At 57.9% G+C, this 17555-nt stretch carries 20 protein-coding genes and 1 tRNA gene; 13 read left to right on the forward strand and 8 right to left on the reverse strand.

Annotation, left to right across the window (positions count from 1 at the left end; genetic code table 11):
• The first annotated feature begins 25 nt into the window (after positions 1–25).
• Positions 26–802, forward strand: a complete 777-nt coding sequence (locus tag O8B93_RS02560) for an AraC family transcriptional regulator (RefSeq protein WP_269708242.1) — start codon at positions 26–28, stop codon at positions 800–802.
• Here the strand turns inward: O8B93_RS02560 and O8B93_RS02565 are convergent.
• Positions 799–1692, reverse strand: coding sequence for an NAD(P)/FAD-dependent oxidoreductase (locus O8B93_RS02565; RefSeq protein WP_269708243.1), 894 nt, complete (start codon positions 1690–1692; stop codon positions 799–801). The two genes, O8B93_RS02560 and O8B93_RS02565, sit on opposite strands and share 4 nt — an antisense overlap.
• A 153-nt stretch (positions 1693–1845) precedes the next feature.
• On the opposite strand from O8B93_RS02565, the gene O8B93_RS02570 reads away from it, so the two are divergent.
• Positions 1846–2304 (forward strand): Rrf2 family transcriptional regulator, encoded by a 459-nt coding sequence (locus O8B93_RS02570; protein WP_269708244.1) that lies wholly within the window; start codon positions 1846–1848, stop codon positions 2302–2304.
• Positions 2305–2374: 70 nt separating this feature from the next.
• Here the strand turns inward: O8B93_RS02570 and O8B93_RS02575 are convergent, their stop codons facing one another.
• Both O8B93_RS02575 and O8B93_RS02580 read right to left on the reverse strand, forming a co-directional pair.
• A complete protein-coding gene (locus O8B93_RS02575) occupies positions 2375–2692 on the reverse strand; it encodes a hypothetical protein (RefSeq protein WP_121651431.1) in 318 nt (105 codons plus the stop codon).
• 95 nt (positions 2693–2787) lie between these two features.
• The gene (locus O8B93_RS02580) at positions 2788–4209 is read right to left on the reverse strand and encodes an aminotransferase-like domain-containing protein (protein ID WP_405049006.1); all 1422 of its coding nucleotides are present in this window, start codon (positions 4207–4209) and stop codon (positions 2788–2790) included.
• A gap of 83 nt (positions 4210–4292) precedes the next feature.
• On the opposite strand from O8B93_RS02580, the gene O8B93_RS02585 reads away from it, so the two are divergent.
• Positions 4293–5168, forward strand: a complete 876-nt coding sequence (locus O8B93_RS02585) for a DMT family transporter (RefSeq protein ID WP_269708246.1) — start codon at positions 4293–4295, stop codon at positions 5166–5168.
• Between the two features lie 3 nt (positions 5169–5171).
• On the opposite strand, the gene O8B93_RS02590 is transcribed toward O8B93_RS02585, so the two are convergent.
• The 4 genes from O8B93_RS02590 to O8B93_RS02605 form a co-directional block, all read right to left on the reverse strand.
• Entirely contained in the window at positions 5172–6269 is a 1098-nt protein-coding gene (locus O8B93_RS02590; RefSeq protein WP_269708247.1) for a glycoside hydrolase family 25 protein, read from the reverse strand.
• A 181-nt stretch (positions 6270–6450) separates the two neighbouring features.
• Positions 6451–6639 (reverse strand): YegP family protein, encoded by a 189-nt coding sequence (locus O8B93_RS02595; RefSeq protein ID WP_269708249.1) that lies wholly within the window; start codon positions 6637–6639, stop codon positions 6451–6453.
• Positions 6640–6726: 87 nt separating this feature from the next.
• Positions 6727–7425: a type 1 glutamine amidotransferase gene (locus O8B93_RS02600; RefSeq protein WP_269708251.1), complete on the reverse strand. Its 699-nt coding sequence runs from the start codon at positions 7423–7425 to the stop codon at positions 6727–6729.
• A gap of 136 nt (positions 7426–7561) precedes the next feature.
• Entirely contained in the window at positions 7562–8011 is a 450-nt protein-coding gene (locus tag O8B93_RS02605; RefSeq protein WP_269708252.1) for a DoxX family protein, read from the reverse strand.
• A gap of 138 nt (positions 8012–8149) precedes the next feature.
• Between O8B93_RS02605 and O8B93_RS02610 the strand changes: the two genes are divergently transcribed.
• Positions 8150–8455, forward strand: a complete 306-nt coding sequence (locus O8B93_RS02610) for an Rdx family protein (protein ID WP_269708255.1) — start codon at positions 8150–8152, stop codon at positions 8453–8455.
• A 119-nt stretch (positions 8456–8574) separates the two neighbouring features.
• Positions 8575–8661, forward strand: a tRNA-Leu gene (locus O8B93_RS02615).
• Positions 8662–8847: 186 nt separating this feature from the next.
• Here O8B93_RS02615 and O8B93_RS02620 read toward each other — a convergent pair.
• Positions 8848–9231 (reverse strand): pilus assembly protein N-terminal domain-containing protein, encoded by a 384-nt coding sequence (locus tag O8B93_RS02620; RefSeq protein WP_269708256.1) that lies wholly within the window; start codon positions 9229–9231, stop codon positions 8848–8850.
• 443 nt (positions 9232–9674) lie between these two features.
• On the opposite strand from O8B93_RS02620, the gene O8B93_RS02625 reads away from it, so the two are divergent.
• The 8 genes from O8B93_RS02625 (at position 9675) to O8B93_RS02660 (ending at position 17555) form a co-directional block, all read left to right on the forward strand.
• A complete protein-coding gene (locus O8B93_RS02625; protein ID WP_080852816.1) occupies positions 9675–9860 on the forward strand; it encodes a Flp family type IVb pilin in 186 nt (61 codons plus the stop codon).
• 79 nt (positions 9861–9939) lie between these two features.
• Positions 9940–10452, forward strand: coding sequence for an A24 family peptidase (locus O8B93_RS02630; protein WP_269708257.1), 513 nt, complete (start codon positions 9940–9942; stop codon positions 10450–10452).
• A gap of 117 nt (positions 10453–10569) precedes the next feature.
• On the forward strand, positions 10570–11376 hold the full coding sequence (cpaB, locus tag O8B93_RS02635; protein ID WP_269708258.1) for a Flp pilus assembly protein CpaB: 807 nt from the start codon (positions 10570–10572) through the stop codon (positions 11374–11376).
• On the forward strand, positions 11373–12962 hold the full coding sequence (locus tag O8B93_RS02640; RefSeq protein ID WP_269708259.1) for a type II and III secretion system protein family protein: 1590 nt from the start codon (positions 11373–11375) through the stop codon (positions 12960–12962). The genes cpaB and O8B93_RS02640 overlap by 4 nt, the downstream gene beginning before the upstream one ends.
• A 56-nt stretch (positions 12963–13018) precedes the next feature.
• On the forward strand, positions 13019–13711 hold the full coding sequence (locus tag O8B93_RS02645; protein ID WP_269708260.1) for a CpaD family pilus assembly protein: 693 nt from the start codon (positions 13019–13021) through the stop codon (positions 13709–13711).
• Between the two features lie 34 nt (positions 13712–13745).
• Positions 13746–15029 (forward strand): CpaE/TadZ family protein, encoded by a 1284-nt coding sequence (locus tag O8B93_RS02650; RefSeq protein ID WP_269708262.1) that lies wholly within the window; start codon positions 13746–13748, stop codon positions 15027–15029.
• 33 nt (positions 15030–15062) lie between these two features.
• Positions 15063–16535, forward strand: coding sequence for a TadA family conjugal transfer-associated ATPase (locus O8B93_RS02655; protein ID WP_269708263.1), 1473 nt, complete (start codon positions 15063–15065; stop codon positions 16533–16535).
• Between the two features lie 15 nt (positions 16536–16550).
• Complete coding sequence (locus O8B93_RS02660; protein WP_269708264.1) at positions 16551–17555, forward strand: type II secretion system F family protein; 1005 nt, start codon at positions 16551–16553, stop codon at positions 17553–17555.

Raw genomic sequence — 17555 nt, forward strand, 5'->3', positions numbered from 1 at the left:
ACGTTCGTGCAAATTCGAAGGGATCGTGCAGGCCCGCTCCAGCGAGGGCATAGAGCGTATAGACGCCCGCTTTCACGGCAACGCCTATGCGCCGCATCGCCACGATACCTATGCGCTCGGCGTCACGCTTTCCGGCATCCAGACCTTTTCCTATCGCGGCACATCACATTTCAGTATGCCGGGAAATGTCATCGTTCTGCATCCCGATGAAGTTCACGATGGTGGCGCGGGCACGGATGAAGGCCTGCACTATCGCATGCTCTACCTTCCACCGGAGAAAACGACGGAGGCGGGATATAACACGCTGCCCTTTACCCGACGTGCCGTCATCGAGGACGACGAGTTTCGCCAATGCCTGACCGAGGCACTCGGCAATCTCGACGGCGAACCGGACAGTCTGCTTCTCACCGACTGGCAATCGCGGCTTTCGGATCTGCTCTGGAAACATTCGAACGGAAGCGCCAGACCCATCAAGTGGATCGACCGCGCCGCCGTTCTGCGATGTCGGGACTATCTGCTGGAGAACAGTGCCGACACGGTTGGGTCGCAGGAGCTGGAACAGATAAGCGGATTAGACCGCTTCACACTCTTCCGGCACTTTCGTTGCCTGTTCGGCACCAGCCCACACCGTTATCTCATCATGCGCCGGCTGCAAAAATGCAAGGACATGATGCGCGCGGGTGCGAGCCTTGCCGAAACGGCATCTGCCTGCGGTTTCGCGGATCAAGCCCATTTCACCCGGCATTTCAAAAATGCCTTCGGCATGCCCCCGGGCCGCTGGCTGAACCTCGTCTCTCACTAGTGCATTTCCGGGAACAGGATGGACCGGTGAGCCGCAGCGCCCGCCATGGCACCGTCTCCCACCGCAAGCGCGACCGAGCCGGCCGGTCTTGCAACATCACCGCAGGCGAAGATGCCGGGGACGGTGGTCTGTTTCATCGGGTCTGTCACGATGGTCGATCCCATCGGCCCCTCCTCCATCGCGCAGCCGAGTTTTTCGATCCAATCCGCAGTGATCCGCAATTTCGGCTGGGTGAAAAGGCCGGCCAGTGCGATGCTACGGCCATCCGCCAGAACGACATCCGCATGCCCGGCAATCTCCATGATGCGGGTTGTTTCCACCCGGACCCCGCGCGCTGCCAGCAGCGCATGCTGATCCGCATCCGGCTCGACTATGCCATTGGTGAAAAAGGTCGTCTCGCCCCAGTCGGGAAGCATCAACGCGTGGTGGATGGCCATAGGTGAAGCGGCGATGACGCCGATTTTTCCCTGATCGAGTTCATAACCATGGCAATAGGGGCAATGGAAAACCGCAGTACCCCAGCGCTCCCTCAGCCCGCCAATCTCAGGAAGTTCGTCGGTCACACCCATGGCGAGGATAAGCCGGCCCGCCGTCTCCCGGCGGCGGCCGTCGATCTCAACGATGAAATCGCCAAAAGACCCATCGGCATCGGTCACCCTGCCCTCGACCCAATGTATTGTCGGGTAACGTTCGATCTGCCGGCGTGCCTCGGCGACAATTTCGCCCGGCGCTTTGCCATCCTGTCCGAGGAAACCGTGTGAATGGCTGGCGAAACGGTTTCTGCGTTCGCCGGCATCCACGATCAGGATATTTTTTCTGGCGCGGCCAAGCTGAAGGGCTGCGGAAAGGCCGGCATAGCTGCCGCCGATAATGATGACGTCGAATTTCATGATGCACCCATTGTTCAGGGAATGAGGCGGAAGCGCCGTTCATTTTCATGAAACTTATATTGTTACATGAATTTTGAAGTCAATAGTCACGCAACTTATATTGTTACGTCATATCGAAACTGATAGCGTCCAGAAAAATGGATGGGCTGAGCAATGAGACACGACACGCGCCTTTCTCGGGTGCTGCATATTCTGATCCATATGGAAAAACATGAGGGCGCTGCGACCTCCGAAAACATCGCGGCAATGCTGCAGACCAACCCCGTGGTGGTGCGCCGCACGATGGCCGGCTTGCGGGAGCATGGTTACGTATCATCGGAAAAAGGCCATGGCGGCGGGTGGGTGCTGGCGCGGCCGCTCAGCGAAATCACGCTGCTCGATATTTACCGGGCGCTTGGCGCACCGGATCTGTTCTCGATTGGGCTGGCTGGTGACAATCCGAATTGCGTTATCGAACAGGCGGTTAATGCAGCACTTTTCTACGCCATGAACGAGGCGGAAAACATCCTGTTATCCCGCTTCGGAAGCATAACGCTTTCGACGCTCGCAGAGGAGTCGATCAATCGTTGGTCGAAGCTTTCCAACTGCCCCTCCGCCATGGAGCAGCTTTAAGCGCGGCTTGCTTTCCACAAAGAAAAACCGCCTGCTGAAAAGCAGGCGGTCTATAATATCAATCAACCCGTTAAGGCTGGGTCTGCGTGCCACCCGTATTCGGGCTTGCCGGTGCCGTGTTGTTCACGGGCGGCGTTGCCGGGGTAGTCGGAGCCATCGGCGCCGGTGCCTGATCCGTTGCCGCAGGCGGCGTGGTGGAGGACGTCGTTGCCGGATCGGTGGTCGGGCCGCTCATTTGCGACCAGGCGAAAACGCCGACCAGAACGACAACGATGATCGCCAACCACGGTACCCAGGACGACGACGTGCGGGCACGCGGTTCATTGCTGATATTCAGTTCCGGACGCAGATCGCGGTCCGGACGCGGGTTGTTGGGATCGAATGTCATGGTGTTTCCTCCTCTTCATTCTGCGGAGAAAACGATGTTCACGGGATTTTGTTCCGATTTCCTTCAAATGCCGATAAATGCGGAAGGCCATTCACTCATCGAAGGGCATCCGCGAGCACCGTCATGACCTGCGGGCCGGCCATTTGCGACACGTTGAAACGCATGAAACCGGAGGCGTTCTGCGACGAACTGAACACATTGCCGGGGGCCAGCACCACCTGCCGTGCAAGCGCCCGCTGCGCCACACCGGCGGCATCTATCCCTTCCGGCAGGCGGCACCACAGGAACATGCCCGCCTGCGGCTCGATCCACGGCGCACATCCGATCGATCTCAGACGGGTTGCCGCCTCCGGCACCGCCGCCGCAAGACGCTGCCGGAGGGCCTCGACATGCTTGCGGTAACTTCCATCCGTCAGAAGCGACAGGACAAGCGCCGCCGAAAAATGCGTTCCGCCGAAAGCCGTGGCTATCTTAAGGTCGGTCAGGGCTTCCACCCATGCCTGGGGTGCCGCGATGAAACCGCATCGCACGGAGGCGGACAGCGTCTTGGAAAAGCTGCCGATCTGGACAACGCGGTTCAGACCATCAAAAGCCGCCAGCCGCGGAGCCGCCTGCGTTTCGAAATCGGCAAAAATATCATCCTCAATGATGGTCAGGCCCGCCTGTTCGGCCAGCATCAGCAGGCGATGGGCGCAAACGGCGGACAATCTTGCGCCGGTCGGATTATGGATCGCGGAATTGGTAATATAAAGCCGCGGCTGGTGTTCTTTCAACGCCTGCTCGAAAAGCGGCAGGTCGGGACCAGCAGGCGTATAGGGCACCCCGACGATCTTCACCCGATGCGCCCGCAACAGGGCGTGGAAATTAAAGTAACAGGGGTCGTCGACAACAACCGTATCCCCCGGCTGCAGCAGGAAACGGCAGAGAAGATCGATTGCCTGCGTGCCGGAATCGGTGAGCATGATCTGGCTGGCACCCGCCTGCACACCGTGTTCGGCCAGCCGGCGTGACAGAAGCTGGCGTAACGGCAACAGCCCCATCGGGCTGCCGTAATCCGTCAGCAAGGCGTCATCGGCACGGGCCAGCCCTCGCATCGCCCGCCGCAATGCCTCCTGTGGCATCCACGATGCCGGAAGCCAGCCGCAGCCGGGCTTGGCGAGAGCGGAACCGTCATCCAGCGCTTGCCGTGAAACCCATAAGGGGTCCACCGCCCTGTCGAGCCGTGGTTCGATATCGGCAAGCGAGAGCGGCGCAAGCGGACCAGCGACGAAAAAGCCGGATCCGGGGCGCGAGCTTATCGTACCATCCGCCACAAGCCGGTCATAAGCCTCGACAATGGTGGACGTGGAAAGCTGCATGGTCTTTGCCAGTGCCCGCACGGATGGCAGGCGCGCGCCCGGAACAAGGCTGCGCGAGGCGATGCGCTGGCGGATATTCGTCATCACCTTTTCTATGCGTGTGCCTGCCGTGACCTTCCCGTCCACATCAACCCCTAACCGTACCGCTTTCAATACCATAACAGTTTATCGATATTGTATCTTATTGTCGCTGTTCCTGCCAACCATTCCGGATCAAGAAAGGCAAAACGCAGGAGATGATCATGGACAAGACGACAAGCGGCTGGTTGAACGGGCTGACGGGTGTGGTGATATTCAGTGGGTCTCTACCCGCGACACGCCTTGCGGTAACCGGTTTCGACCCGGTGTTCCTGACCGTCGCCCGCGCCAGCATCGCCGGCCTGCTGGCGCTCGCGCTGCTGTTTCTGTTCAGGCAGAAGCGCCCGGCGCGCGGTGATCTGACATCGCTTTTTATTGTCTCCCTCGGCGTCGTGGTGGGATTTCCGCTCTTGACCGCGCTCGCCCTACGACACATCACCTCCGCACATTCCGTTGTTTTTGTCGGGCTGCTGCCGCTCGCAACGGCGATTTTTGCCGTATTGCGTGGCGGGGAACGCCCGCGCCCCGTCTTCTGGCTGTTCTCCTGTCTCGGCAGCGCACTGGTTGCGGGTTTTTCCCTGTCGAATTCGTTCGCCGCCGGGATCGAGGCCTCGCTTGCCGGCGATCTTCTCATGCTCGGCGCAATCGTCGTCTGCGGGCTTGGCTATGCGGAGGGCGCTGCCCTTTCCCGCAAGCTGGGCGGCTGGCAGGTCATCTCCTGGGCGCTGGTGCTTTCCCTGCCCGTGATGCTGCCGCTTGCCTTTTTTACCGGGCCGGAAACGCTTGGCGGCATAGACCCGCGGGCCTGGGGCGGCCTAGCCTATGTGTCGCTGTTCAGCATGCTGATCGGTTTCATCTTCTGGTATCGCGGGCTGGCGCTCGGCGGCATCGCTGCGGTCGGGCAGCTACAATTGCTCCAGCCCTTCTTCGGGCTCGCGCTCGCCGCAACCCTGCTGCACGAGGAGGTGAGCCCGGCCATGATCGGCGTGACGCTGGTGGTGGTACTGTGTGTTGCGGGCGCGCGAAAATTCGCGCGCTGATCATCAGCTCGAACGACGATCCACCCAGCGATGCCAGGATTCCTCGCTGCCGTTGAAGACATTGAGATCGATGCGGCCATCGACACCATGCGACAGGCCGGAGCCGGAATATTGCCAGAACAGCCACTTGCGGCCGGGATAGACCACCGACGGGTGCTGGGCGACGGCGCGCAGCCAGAAGGGATAATCCTGGAATTCGCCCTGGAGGTTGTCCTTGTAGAAATCAGGCGCGGTATAGATGATCGGCCGCTGGCCATAATGGCGCTCGAGCTTGTCCATGAAAACGCGCATCTTTTCCAGAACGCGTTCGCGGGAATGACGCATCTTGCAGCTCGATTCGCCATTATATTCCACGTCGATGACCGGCGGCAGCGCATCCGGATCGCGCGGGACGTTGCGAATGAACCAATCCGCCTGTTCGCTGGCGTTGCGGCACCAATAGAAGAAGTGGTAGGCGCCGCGGCGGATGCCCGCCTCCTTCGCGCGCTGCCAATTGGTGCGGAACATCGGATCGAGATGATCACCGCCATCCGTCGCCTTGATGAAGGCGAAATTCGCGCCGCGGGTGCGCAGCTGCGGCCAGTCTATATTCGCCTGCCAGCGGGACACATCCACGCCATGGACCTGGAAATGGCGCGGCTGAACCCGGCCAAAATTGATGGGCTTGGCGTCGCTGAAGCTGGAGCGGAAGATGCGGGAGCGGATCTGCGCACCGGCGCTCGCCGCCGGAGCGGCAGCCATGGCCAATTGCACCGGGCGTTCCATCGGCCGTTCTGCCGGTCGCACCATTCCGGTCTGCGAAGGAACCGGCAGACGGATTTCAGGCGCATTCTGCGGCATGGACGCCCTCGGCGTGACGGCGGAAAAGGCCTTTGGCTCATCCGGTACCGGCCCGCCCCACGCCAGGACTTCCTGCCGTGGCTGAGCCGAAATCGACTGCGTGCCGACGCTTGCCTGCGGCACCGGCGCGGATGGCTTGACCGAACTCGTCGTCTCCTTCGACGGCAAGCCGGCCATCAGGCTTTCCGGCCCGGAACTGGACGTGCAGCCTCCAAGCAGAAGGCAACCGAAAAGAAGTGCTGGCACAGCCGATGAACGCATGAGAACCCGTACGCAAAACAAAATCGGGGGGCACTCAGACGCCACCCGCAGACCTCGAAAAGACAAATGCTAACGGAAGATTATCAAAAAAGACTGAATCTTATCTTTACGCCTGCACCTGCCGATGCGCCTGTCATTTATGACAGGCGAAACGCTTCGAGTTCTCGCGCAGGGGCGGCGCTCATGCCGTCATTGTGGTGAGATCAACGGTATCGGCACCGGCAGAGTTTCTCTTGATCGATTCGATCGCGTGGATAGCCGATGCCTTCGCCTTGTACCCTTCCGACGAAAACATCGTCTCGCCATTGGATGCCTTGAAGCGGAAGCGATATTCGCCGGCTCTGTCCTGGTAGATTTCGAATTTGTACATGATCTTTGCGCCTCTGTTGCAAATCGGGGTGAACCCGCGGCGATCTTGAGCAGAGCCCGTTTCATTCGCAACCGAAAATCGCGGCGGTCAGATCAGCCGGATCCAGGCGCGGGCTATTTCCAGACCGGCCATGTCGGCCATCTGCGCCCGCGTGCCACGGTGGTCACTGTAATTTTCCAGCCAACCCGGTGACATTTTTTCGACGGAACCCGGGAATGTCCGGCACCATTCGTCGACAACCTCGATGGAAGCCTCGAAATGAAACTGGGTGCCATAGGCCGCGCGGCCGATACGAAAGGCCTGGTTTCGTGTCGCGGCATTGGTCGCAAGGCGCGTGGCGTCGGGCGGCAGCGTAAAAGTATCGCAATGCCACTGAAAGATCGGGAAGGTCTGCTGCTGTCCGGCCAATAGCGGATCGGAAGCGCCCTCCTGCGTCAGGGACACATCCTGCCAGCCGAATTCCGGCGGGCCGGAAAGAATATTCTCTCCGCCATAGGCGCGCGCCAGCAACTGGCTACCGAGGCAAACGCCCAGGACCGCCTTGCCCGCATCACCGAAGGTTTTCATCAGAAGCGCCAGGTCCGGAAGATAGGGATAAAGCACATCGTCAACGGCGTTCTGTTCCCCGCCCAGAACAACAAGTGCATTATGGTCGTCCGCATCTTCAGGAAGAGGATCACCCGCATAGGCGCGGATGACGTGGATGTCCGCTGCCGCCTCCCGCAGGGCGACGCCGATTTGTCCATGCGGCGTGCCCGCCATGTTTTCTATGATTGCAACGCGCATAAGACCTCTTGGCGATGACGATGGACTCAATCGGCGAAGATTGCCGACCGAATCCAGCTTCACCACGGGAAAAAACGATTTTCAAGAGCGCGGCATCGTCTTTGCGGCGATAGCGGACGGCGTGGCGTTTTAAGCCTCAGAATTCACGCGCCAGCTTGGCATCGACCGAATGCCTGTTCCCACCGCGCACGGCGAAGAACAGGAAAATCGCAGCCCAGAGAATTGATTTTTCCGCGCCGCCCAGACCTTCCGCCTTTACGATGCCGTGAAAATAGACCGTGACCAAGAGCACAATCATGGCCGCGAAAGATGCTGGCCGCGTGAACAGGCCGATCGCAACCAGAATGCCGCCGAAAAATTCCGTGGCGGCAAGCAGCGGCGACCAGAAGACGCCAGGGTAGAAGCCAAGGCTCTCGACCATGCCGACGGCGCCGAAAGGATTGGCGATCTTGCCAAACCCATGAGTAACGAGAAGAATTCCGGCCGCGACGCGCAGAACAGTCTCCACCAGATCATGGGTCGAATTATAAAGCGGCGCGACCGCCGGAACGAAAAGACGCTGACGATTATTCTCGAACTGGGCCATAGGATCTCCACGTTTCAGCCTTCGACAGCTTCTCTGTTCGCAAAGCCACATGATAAGAACAAGCACGCGCCCGGTAAAAACATGAGTGTTATAGTTGACATTATCGTGAGCATTATTGCGCTGAAGGAGACTTAAGGGATGTCCGAGACCAAACCCCGCATAACCATTCGCTACTGCACGCAATGCAACTGGCTGCTTCGCGCAGGCTGGATGGCACAGGAAATCCTGCAAACCTTCGCTTCTGACATCGGCGAAGTCAGTCTCGTGCCGTCGACCGGCGGCCTGTTTGAGATCACCGTCGATGAGACGATCATATGGGAACGCAAACGCGATGGCGGTTTTCCCGGTCCAAAGGAACTCAAACAGAGAATCCGTGACATCATCGATCCGGAGCGTGACCTCGGCCATGTCGACAGAACGAAGCACCAGGGCCTCGACACCTGACCCGGCGACATGTTTCAACAGCCCGGATTAAGTTTTTTCCCTTTAAAATCAATGATCGTCATAAAAGTTCAAAAAGTCTGTTGACACCGGGCGGCTGCCCTCGTACATCGCTCTCCGTCGCCCAGATGGCGGAATTGGTAGACGCGCCAGCTTCAGGTGCTGGTACTCGAAAGGGTGTGGAGGTTCGAGTCCTCTTCTGGGCACCATTCCATTTTTGATCTTAGCCAGATCAAATACTTATCCGAAAAAAAGCAACATATAGCCGACCGGCAAACGCCGGGAAGCATGTTGCTTTTTCGTCTTTTTCACGTTCAAAAAAAGTTCAATACGTGCGGCTTCCGTTTTCAACGGAAGGCCTGCTGCCTGTCAGAATTGTGCAATGAGGTGCCCTGTTAGGGCTGAGCGTCCTTGTCGCCGCTATTTTGCGAATGCTGTTCGCAATTTGGCGTACAGGATAGCACGGTGCGCTCCGTCTGACGGAACACACGAACCGTGTTGCCCTCGTCGATGGAGACGAGAATGCGTTCATCCACGATCGGATTGCCTTCTGCATCAAGAAGCACAAGGTTGGTCGTGCCGAAACTGCGACCCGTAAGAACGATGGTCGTTGAATCGGCAACCGTGGCATCGGCGACCTTGGAGTTGCCGACGATAACCTTGCTCACTGGACGGTCGAGGCGGAGAACGCGGGCGTGATTCATCGAAACACGCAATATGTCGTCCTGAGCTAAAACCGGCTGCGCCGCAGCGCCGAGGAAGACGGACAAGCCGACCATGATTTTCGCCAGTTTTCCGGATGACACGCGTTTGGCCCTTGCTCACTATCAGCACAGTTTACTGCGCGACAGAATGCGCGGTTTTAGTGAATGAAGCGTTAAACGGCACGAATCCGCGACGCCGATGATAACCATGTGTAACAAGATGATAGTTTCATCACTCTTCACCCGCCTCAAAACTGAACATGTGCGTCTGCGTGAAACGGTACTTCTAAAAAAGAGAAAAGTGATAAGGCTCAAAATACACTTATTTATCTGCAAATATAAAAATGCAGAAAATACTTTTCACTTTTATTTACCAAGAGAAACTCATCCTGCCGTTTACTTTGAGTTAATCGTTTTTTTTAAGCGCTTGGAAATCGCTCCGCTGTAGTTTGAACGCAACCGAACAACGGAGAACAGTTGTCGGCGTGCTGAACCAAACAAGATTTAGGAGAGACCTCATGACCAAGATTTTCGCTCGTTTCCTCAAGGACGAATCCGGCGCGACCGCCATTGAATACGGCCTGATTGCTGCCCTCATTTCTGTCGCCATCATCGGCGGTGCCAAGACCCTGGGTACAAGCCTCAGCACCCAGTTCACGAACCTGGGCAGCTACATGAACGTGAAAACCAATCCGACGCCGTAATTTCCATGTCAAAATGGATTTAATCGTGTTGCCCCGTCATCGCGGGGCAACATAGTTTCTAGTTATAGGTATTAAAACCATGACAGTTGCGGCGATATTCCTCATTCTTCCTCTTTGTCTCAGCTTCGCCGCGCTGAACGACCTCTTCACCATGACGATCCCGAACAGGATACCGCTCATCCTGTTATTTTCCTTTATGATCGTCGCGCCCCTTTCTGGCATGGACTGGCAAACTTTTGCCCTGAGTCTGGCCGCTGGCGCTGCAGTCTTTTTCGCCTGTTTTGCGCTCTTCGCCGCCAACGTCATGGGCGGGGGGGATGCGAAGCTCTTGACCGCCGCAGCGGTCTGGTATGGCTTCAATATTTCCGTCATCGAATTTCTGCTCGCCGTGACCTTCACCGGCGGCGTGCTGACGATCGGCATCCTTCTTTTGCGAACGCGCTCACGCGAAATCATGGCGGCCGGAATTCCGGTACCCGATTCCCTGCTTGTGGCAAAAAAAATCCCTTACGGTATCGGCATAGCGATCGCCGGCCTTTTAACCTACGGGGAAACCCCACTGGTTAAAGCCGCCATAGCAAGCCTGTCTTGAGTAAGCTTGCGCATTAAGCATCGGTTAACCACAAACCCAAGCACAATATTAACCATAATTATACCAATCGCGCGCCATCCTGACGGGAGCAGAATCTGATTCCCTCAAGGATCGAGCATGAAACCGTCGCGTATCGTCATTCTTTCCGTTGCCTTGGTGGCCGCCGGTCTTGCCGGCCTTGTCGCCATGCAGATTTCCGGCGCGAAGCAGGTCATCGAAAAAGCGGAAACGATCATCCAGAAAGAACCGACGGTCAACGTTCTCGTCTCTTCGGTCAATCTGCCTGTCGGCAGCCGTCTGAACGACAGTTCGGTGCGCTGGACCCCCTGGCCACAGGGCAATGTGGTCGACAATTTCATAACGGAAGCGAAAAGGCCCGACGCCATCGCCGAACTTGCGGGCACGGTCGTGCGATTGCCCCTGTTCGAAGGCGAGCCGATCCGGCCGGAGAAAGTGGTCGATTCCAGCACCCGCATCATGTCTTCGCTTTTGCCGGCCGGCAAACGCGCCGTCGCGACCGAGATTTCCGTCTCGACCGGCGCGGGCGGCTTCGTGCTGCCGAACGACCGGGTTGATGTCATCATGGTCCGCAAAGGCGACAGTGGTAATTTCCTCACCGAAAATGTTTTGAACAATGTTCGTGTTCTGGCGATCGACCAGCAGATCAAGGAAGGCGAAGACGGCATATCGGCCGTGGTTGGCGCCACCGCCACGCTGGAACTGACCCCGGAACAGGCCAAGATCATAACCGTGGCACAACAGATGGCGGACCGTCTCACGCTTGCCTTGCGTTCAGTCGCGGATGCGCAGGAAAACGATACGCTGTCCGCCGGCCATCTTCTCAGCGGAAATTCCGGCCAGCCGGAAATTCAGGTGATCAAATCCGGCTCGATCGTGAAGAACGGTCAAGGAGCCTCACAATGACCGGGGGGCTCATGACAAAACGCTTCAAACACCATCTGCGTTCGTCAATGGCGGGTGGCATCGCATTTTGCCTGGCTTTTTCAGGCGTCCCCGGCCAACACTCCCTCCAGTTTCTGCGCACCAGCGAGGCGGAGGCGCAAAGCGCAAACATCGTTCGGATCACCGAAAGTGGAGCAGGCATTCGCAAGCGTCTAAAACTAGGACTGAACAAGGCGCTGGTCATCGATCTGCCGGAAGATGCCCATGACATTCTTGTCGCCGACCCGAACCTTGCCGATGCAGTGACCCGGACGTCGAGACGCATCTATCTCTTCGGCAAAGTGGTGGGGCAGACCAACATCTTCATTTTTGGTGATGGTGGCCGGGAAATCGTCAGCCTCGATCTCGAGGTAGAGCGCGACATTTCCGGGCTCGAGGCCAATATCCGCCGCTTTATTCCCGAGTCGGACATCAAGGTAGAAATCGTTTCGGACAACATCGTTCTGACGGGATCGGTGCGCACACCGCAGGATTCCGCACGCGCCGTCCAACTTGCCGATGCCTTTCTAAAGGGCGGTGAGGCCACCACCCGCAACATATCGCTGACGGGCGGCAACAATGGCGGCGATGCTGCAATTTTTGCCGAGCGACGGCAGGTGTCGCAAATCGTCAACATGCTGACGATCGAGGGTGAAGATCAGGTGACGCTTAAGGTTACCGTCGCCGAAGTCAGCAGGCAGGTACTGAAACAGCTCGGCTTCAATGGCTCTATTGGCGTCGGCGGCAATCAAGCTAAAGGCGGCGTTTCTTTCTCTAACCCGGCGACTCTCGGCAATGCCATGGCCCTCGGGGCGACAGGAAACGTCGTCGGCGCCATTGGTGAGATCACACTTGGAAGCTATTTCAACGCCATGGAGCAGGCAGGCGTCATGCGTACGCTTGCCGAACCCAGCCTTACCGCAATTTCCGGTGAGCAGGCGAAGTTCTATGTCGGCGGTGAATTCCGTCTGGCGGGAACGCAGGAGGTCGATATCAATGAGACTACCGGGCGTCCGACGGTTACACGTTCGACAGATACAGTAAACTACGGAATAGAGTTGAACTTTCGCCCCGTCGTTCTATCCCCCGGACGTATCAGCCTCAAAATCGAAACCAATGTTTCCGAGCCGACATACGAAGGCAACGTTGTAACTGGCAACGGTTCGAGCCTCAACATACCCGGAAGCACCTATATGTCGATCCGCAAACGTGAGGCGTCGACGAGCGTTGAGCTTCCTTCCGGCGGCTCCATCGTTATCGCCGGTCTGGTTCAGGACAACATCCGTCAGGCAATGTCCGGCTTGCCGGGCATTTCAAAGGTCCCAATCTTTGGCACGCTTTTCCGCAGCAGGGACTTCATCCGCAACGAAACGGAACTGGTCATCATCGCGACGCCCTATCTGGTGCGGCCCGTTGCCCGCAACCAGATCGCCCGGCCGGATGACAACTTCAACCCGGAAAACGATGCCGCGATGTATTTCATGAACCGCGTCAACAAGGTCTATGGCCGCAAGGACCAGGTTCAGGCAGCTCCCTATCAGGGATCAGTGGGGTTCATCTACAAATGACGACGCGCGTATCTAGTCCCCTCTCCCCAGCGAGCCCGATCCGGGCAGGAAACGTCATGCAGGAAAACTCTTCCGCCTTTTCCCTCCATTTGCCCGGAAGAAGGGCTGGTCTCATCGCCGTGGCCGCGCTTGCCGCCGGCCTGCTGCAGGGCTGCGCACGCGACCCGATGACCACCAATGCCATTCCCGATGATTATCGCACGCGCCACCCGATTACCCTGTCGGAAGCCGAACATTCGCTCGATATTCCGGTTTCAACAGGCGACAGCCGGTTAACCACGGCCATGGCTGACAATGTCCGTGGTTTTGCCCAGAATTATGCGTCGATGTCGACGGGTATCATCAACATTCAGATGCCTTCGGGATCGCCCAATTCGGCAACGGCAGCGAGAATGGCGAAACAGATCCGTTCCACGCTTTCCGGCGCGGGTGTGGCCCAAGGCAAGATCATGGAAACGCGCTATGCTGCTTCTGCGAATGGCGACGCCGCGCCCATCCGCCTGAGTTATGTCGCCGTTACCGCAATGACCGGCCAATGTGGCCAGTGGCCCGAGGATCTTTCGGATAACACCTTCGCCAACAAGAACTGGTACAATTTCGGATGCGCCTCCCAGAGCAATCTCGCGGCGCAGATCGCCAATCCCATGGATCTGGTCGGCCCGCGCGGCATGAGCCCGATCGATGCCGAGCGTCGCGCGGTCGTCATCGATACCTATCGCGGCAAGACTTCGACGGCACCGACGAACTGATGCAGGTCCACCATTTCTCACGGCAGGAAAAACGATGAGCGCTGTAGAATACGACATCAAGCCAAGCGGTGGCGCGGAAACTGAACCCCCGCTGCGCGCTTCGGATATGGATCGCCTGCGGCCCCTGCCCCGCATTTCCATCCACGCCTTCTGCGTCAGCGATAATATGCAGGCCGTCATGGAAGCTCTCTCCCGCGACAGGCGCATGAGCAAGGTTACTCTGCGGGTGACCAAGGGCGATATCAATGCGGCGGCGACAATGTTTTCCGCATCGCCAACGCCTAATCTCATCATTCTCGAAGCGGCAAGCTCGACTGCCTCGCTGCTGGACGATCTCGCGCCGCTGGCAGAGGTTTGTGATCCTTCCACCCGGGTCATCATTATCGGCCGGCATAACGACATCACGCTTTATCGGGATCTCATCCGCAACGGCATTTCCGAATATCTCGTCGCGCCGGTCAACATGGCCGATCTGCTTGGTTCGATCGCCGCGATTTTCGTCGATCCGGAAGCCGAACCGCTCGGCCGCAACATCGCCTTCATCGGCGCCAAGGGCGGTGTGGGCTCCTCCACCATCGCGCATAATTGCGCCTTCGGTATTTCGAGCCTCTTCTCCACGGAAACCATTCTGGCGGATATGGATCTTGCCTATGGCACGGCCAATATCGATTTCGATCAGGACCCCGCCCAGGGCATGGCTGAAGCGGTCTTTTCACCCGAACGACTGGACGAGGTGTTTCTCGACCGTCTTCTGACGAAATGTTCCGACCACCTGTCGCTTCTTGCGGCACCGTCTCTTCTCGACAGGACCTATGATCTCGATCGTCAGGCCTTTCTGCCGATCCTCGAGGTCTTGCAGCGCAGCGCCCCCGTTGCGGTTCTCGATCTTCCCCATCAATGGTGCGATTGGACCCGGGCCGTCCTTGCGGAAGCCGACGAGGTGGTCATTACAGCGGTTCCCGATCTCGCCAATCTGCGCAACACGAAGAACCTTTTTGATGCGCTGATCAAGCTCAGACCCAACGACAAGTTACCGCATCTCGTTCTCAATCAGGTCGGCATGCCGAAACGCCCTGAAATCGCGCCGGCGGATTTTCTTGAGCCCTTGGAAATCGAGCCCATCGCGATCATCCCCTTCGACGCTCAATTGTTCGGAAATGCCGCCAATAGCGGCCGTATGATCAGCGAGATGGATGAAAAATCCCAGACTGCGGAAACCTTCTCGCAGATCGCACATACCATCACAGGCCGCTCCGTGCTGCGCAAAAGCAGGCGCGGCGGTCTGGAAAAACTGAAGAATATTCTCAAGCGCAAGTAGGTTTTCTGCCTGCGCCCTTAGACGGAAAAGCCGATGTTCGGAAAACGCGGGCCTGAAGGCCCAGCCAGAAGCACGAAGCCGGAACCTGTTGCACCAGTATCCATGCAGGTGGCGACAGCGCCTGAGCCTCGCTCTCCTGCGATTGACACGCTCGAGCCCGGCCAATCACCCGTCACGCGTCAGGTGACGACGGGCACACCACTCGCGCAGAAAAAACGCGCCCGCACGGAAGACTACTACAATACCAAGAGCCAGGTATTTTCCGCCCTTATCGATACGATCGACCTCTCGCAGCTCGCCAAGCTCGACGCAGAAAGCGCGCGCGAGGAAATCCGTGATATCGTCAACGATATCATCACGATCAAAAATTTCGCCATGTCGATTGCCGAGCAGGAAGAGCTGCTCGAGGACATCTGCAACGACGTCCTGGGCTACGGACCGCTGGAGCCGCTTCTCGCGCGCGACGACATTGCCGATATCATGGTCAATGGTTCCGGCCAGACCTTCATCGAAGTCGGCGGCAAGACCATCGAATCCGATATCCGCTTTCGGGACAATGCGCAGTTGCTCTCCATCTGCCAGCGCATCGTCAGCCAGGTCGGCCGACGTGTGGATGAATCGAGCCCGATATGCGACGCGCGCCTGCCGGACGGATCGCGCGTCAACGTCATCGCACCTCCGCTTGCCATCGACGGACCCGCGCTGACGATCCGAAAATTCAAGAGGGACAAGCTGACGCTCGACCAGCTCGTGCGTTTCGGAGCGATCACGCCCGAAGGTGCGACGTTGCTCAAGATCATCGGTCGCGTGCGTTGCAATGTCGTCATCTCTGGAGGCACCGGCTCGGGCAAGACCACGCTCCTCAATTGCCTGACGAGCTTCATCGACAGGGACGAACGCGTCATCACCTGCGAAGACACCGCCGAACTGCAGCTTCAGCAACCGCATGTGGTGAGGCTTGAAACGCGTCCGCCGAATATCGAGGGCGAAGGTGAGATCACCATGCGCGATCTCGTCAAGAACTGCCTTCGCATGCGACCTGAGCGCATCGTCGTCGGCGAAGTGCGTGGACCAGAGGTTTTTGACCTGCTCCAGGCCATGAACACTGGCCATGACGGCTCGATGGGAACACTGCACGCCAATACGCCGCGTGAATGCCTCAGCCGTATCGAATCGATGATCGCCATGGGCGGGTTCACGCTGCCGGCCAAGACGGTGCGCGAAATCATCTCAGGCTCGATCGATGTCGTCATTCAGGCGGCCCGCCTGCGCGACGGTTCGCGGCGGATAACGCAGATTACCGAAGTGATCGGCATGGAAGGCGATGTCATCGTCACCCAGGATCTGATGCGATACGAGATCGAAGGCGAAGATGCACAGGGCAGGCTGATCGGCAGGCATGTATCGACCGGTATCAGCAAACCGCATTTCTGGGATCGTGCACGTTATTACGGCGAAGATAAGCGTCTGGCGGCCGCGCTTGATGAGATGGAAAAGTCATCCTAAGGGAAAGCGACCGCCATGGACCCGACAATAGTGTTACTGGCCGTACTCGTAGCCATCTCGGCAGGAGCGCTCGCCTATGCCTTTCTTTTTCAGCAGATAGAGGTCGAAAAAAAGACCACCAGCCGCTTCAAGCGGGTACAGGCAGCAGAGACCGATCATGTGAATATCAAGGCTGCGCGCGACAGGGTTCAGGAACTTAGCAAGCGCCGCAAATCCATGCAGGACAGCCTGCGGGATATGGAAAAGAAACAGAGTGAGAAGGCAAAAAAAGCAAAGAATGTCAGCTTGCGCGATAAACTGGTGCAGGCTGGGCTGGCAATTTCCGTTCGGCAGTTCCACCTTCTGAGCGTCGGCGCGGCGGCTTGTGCCGCTTTCATCTCACTTATCTATGGTCTGTCCTTATTGACCGCTCTCCCTATAGCCGTCGTCGCGGCTTTGGGACTGCCGCGCTGGGTCTTGGCATTTCTCCTCAAGCGCCGGCAGAAAAAATTTCTCGAGGAGTTTCCCAATGCGCTTGATGTCATGTGCCGCTCGATCAAATCAGGTTTGCCGTTGAACGACGCAGTACGACTGATCGCCTCGGACGGTCAGGAACCGGTGAAAACCGAGTTTCAGCGGGTTGTCGATGCGCAGCAGGTCGGGATCGGCATTCCCCAGGGGATCGAGCGCATGATGCTGACCATGCCGCTTTTCGAAGTCAGCTTCTTCAGCATCGTCATCAACATCCAGGCACAGGCAGGCGGCAATCTTTCGGAAGCCCTGTCCAACCTGTCCAAGGTGTTGCGTGACCGTAGAAAGATGCGCGCCAAGGTGAATGCCCTGTCCATGGAGGCGAAAGCATCCGCCGTCATCATCGGCGCATTGCCTTTCATCGTGATGCTACTCGTGCATTTCACGTCGCCGGACTACCTCTCGATACTTTTCACGGATACGCGCGGACACCTCATTCTCGGTGCGTCCGCAATATGGATGCTCATCGGGATTTTCATCATGCGTCAAATGATCAATTTCGATATTTGA

The organism is Martinezella rhizogenes (assembly GCF_027460065.1).
Lineage (GTDB): Bacteria > Pseudomonadota > Alphaproteobacteria > Rhizobiales > Rhizobiaceae > Agrobacterium > Agrobacterium rhizogenes_C.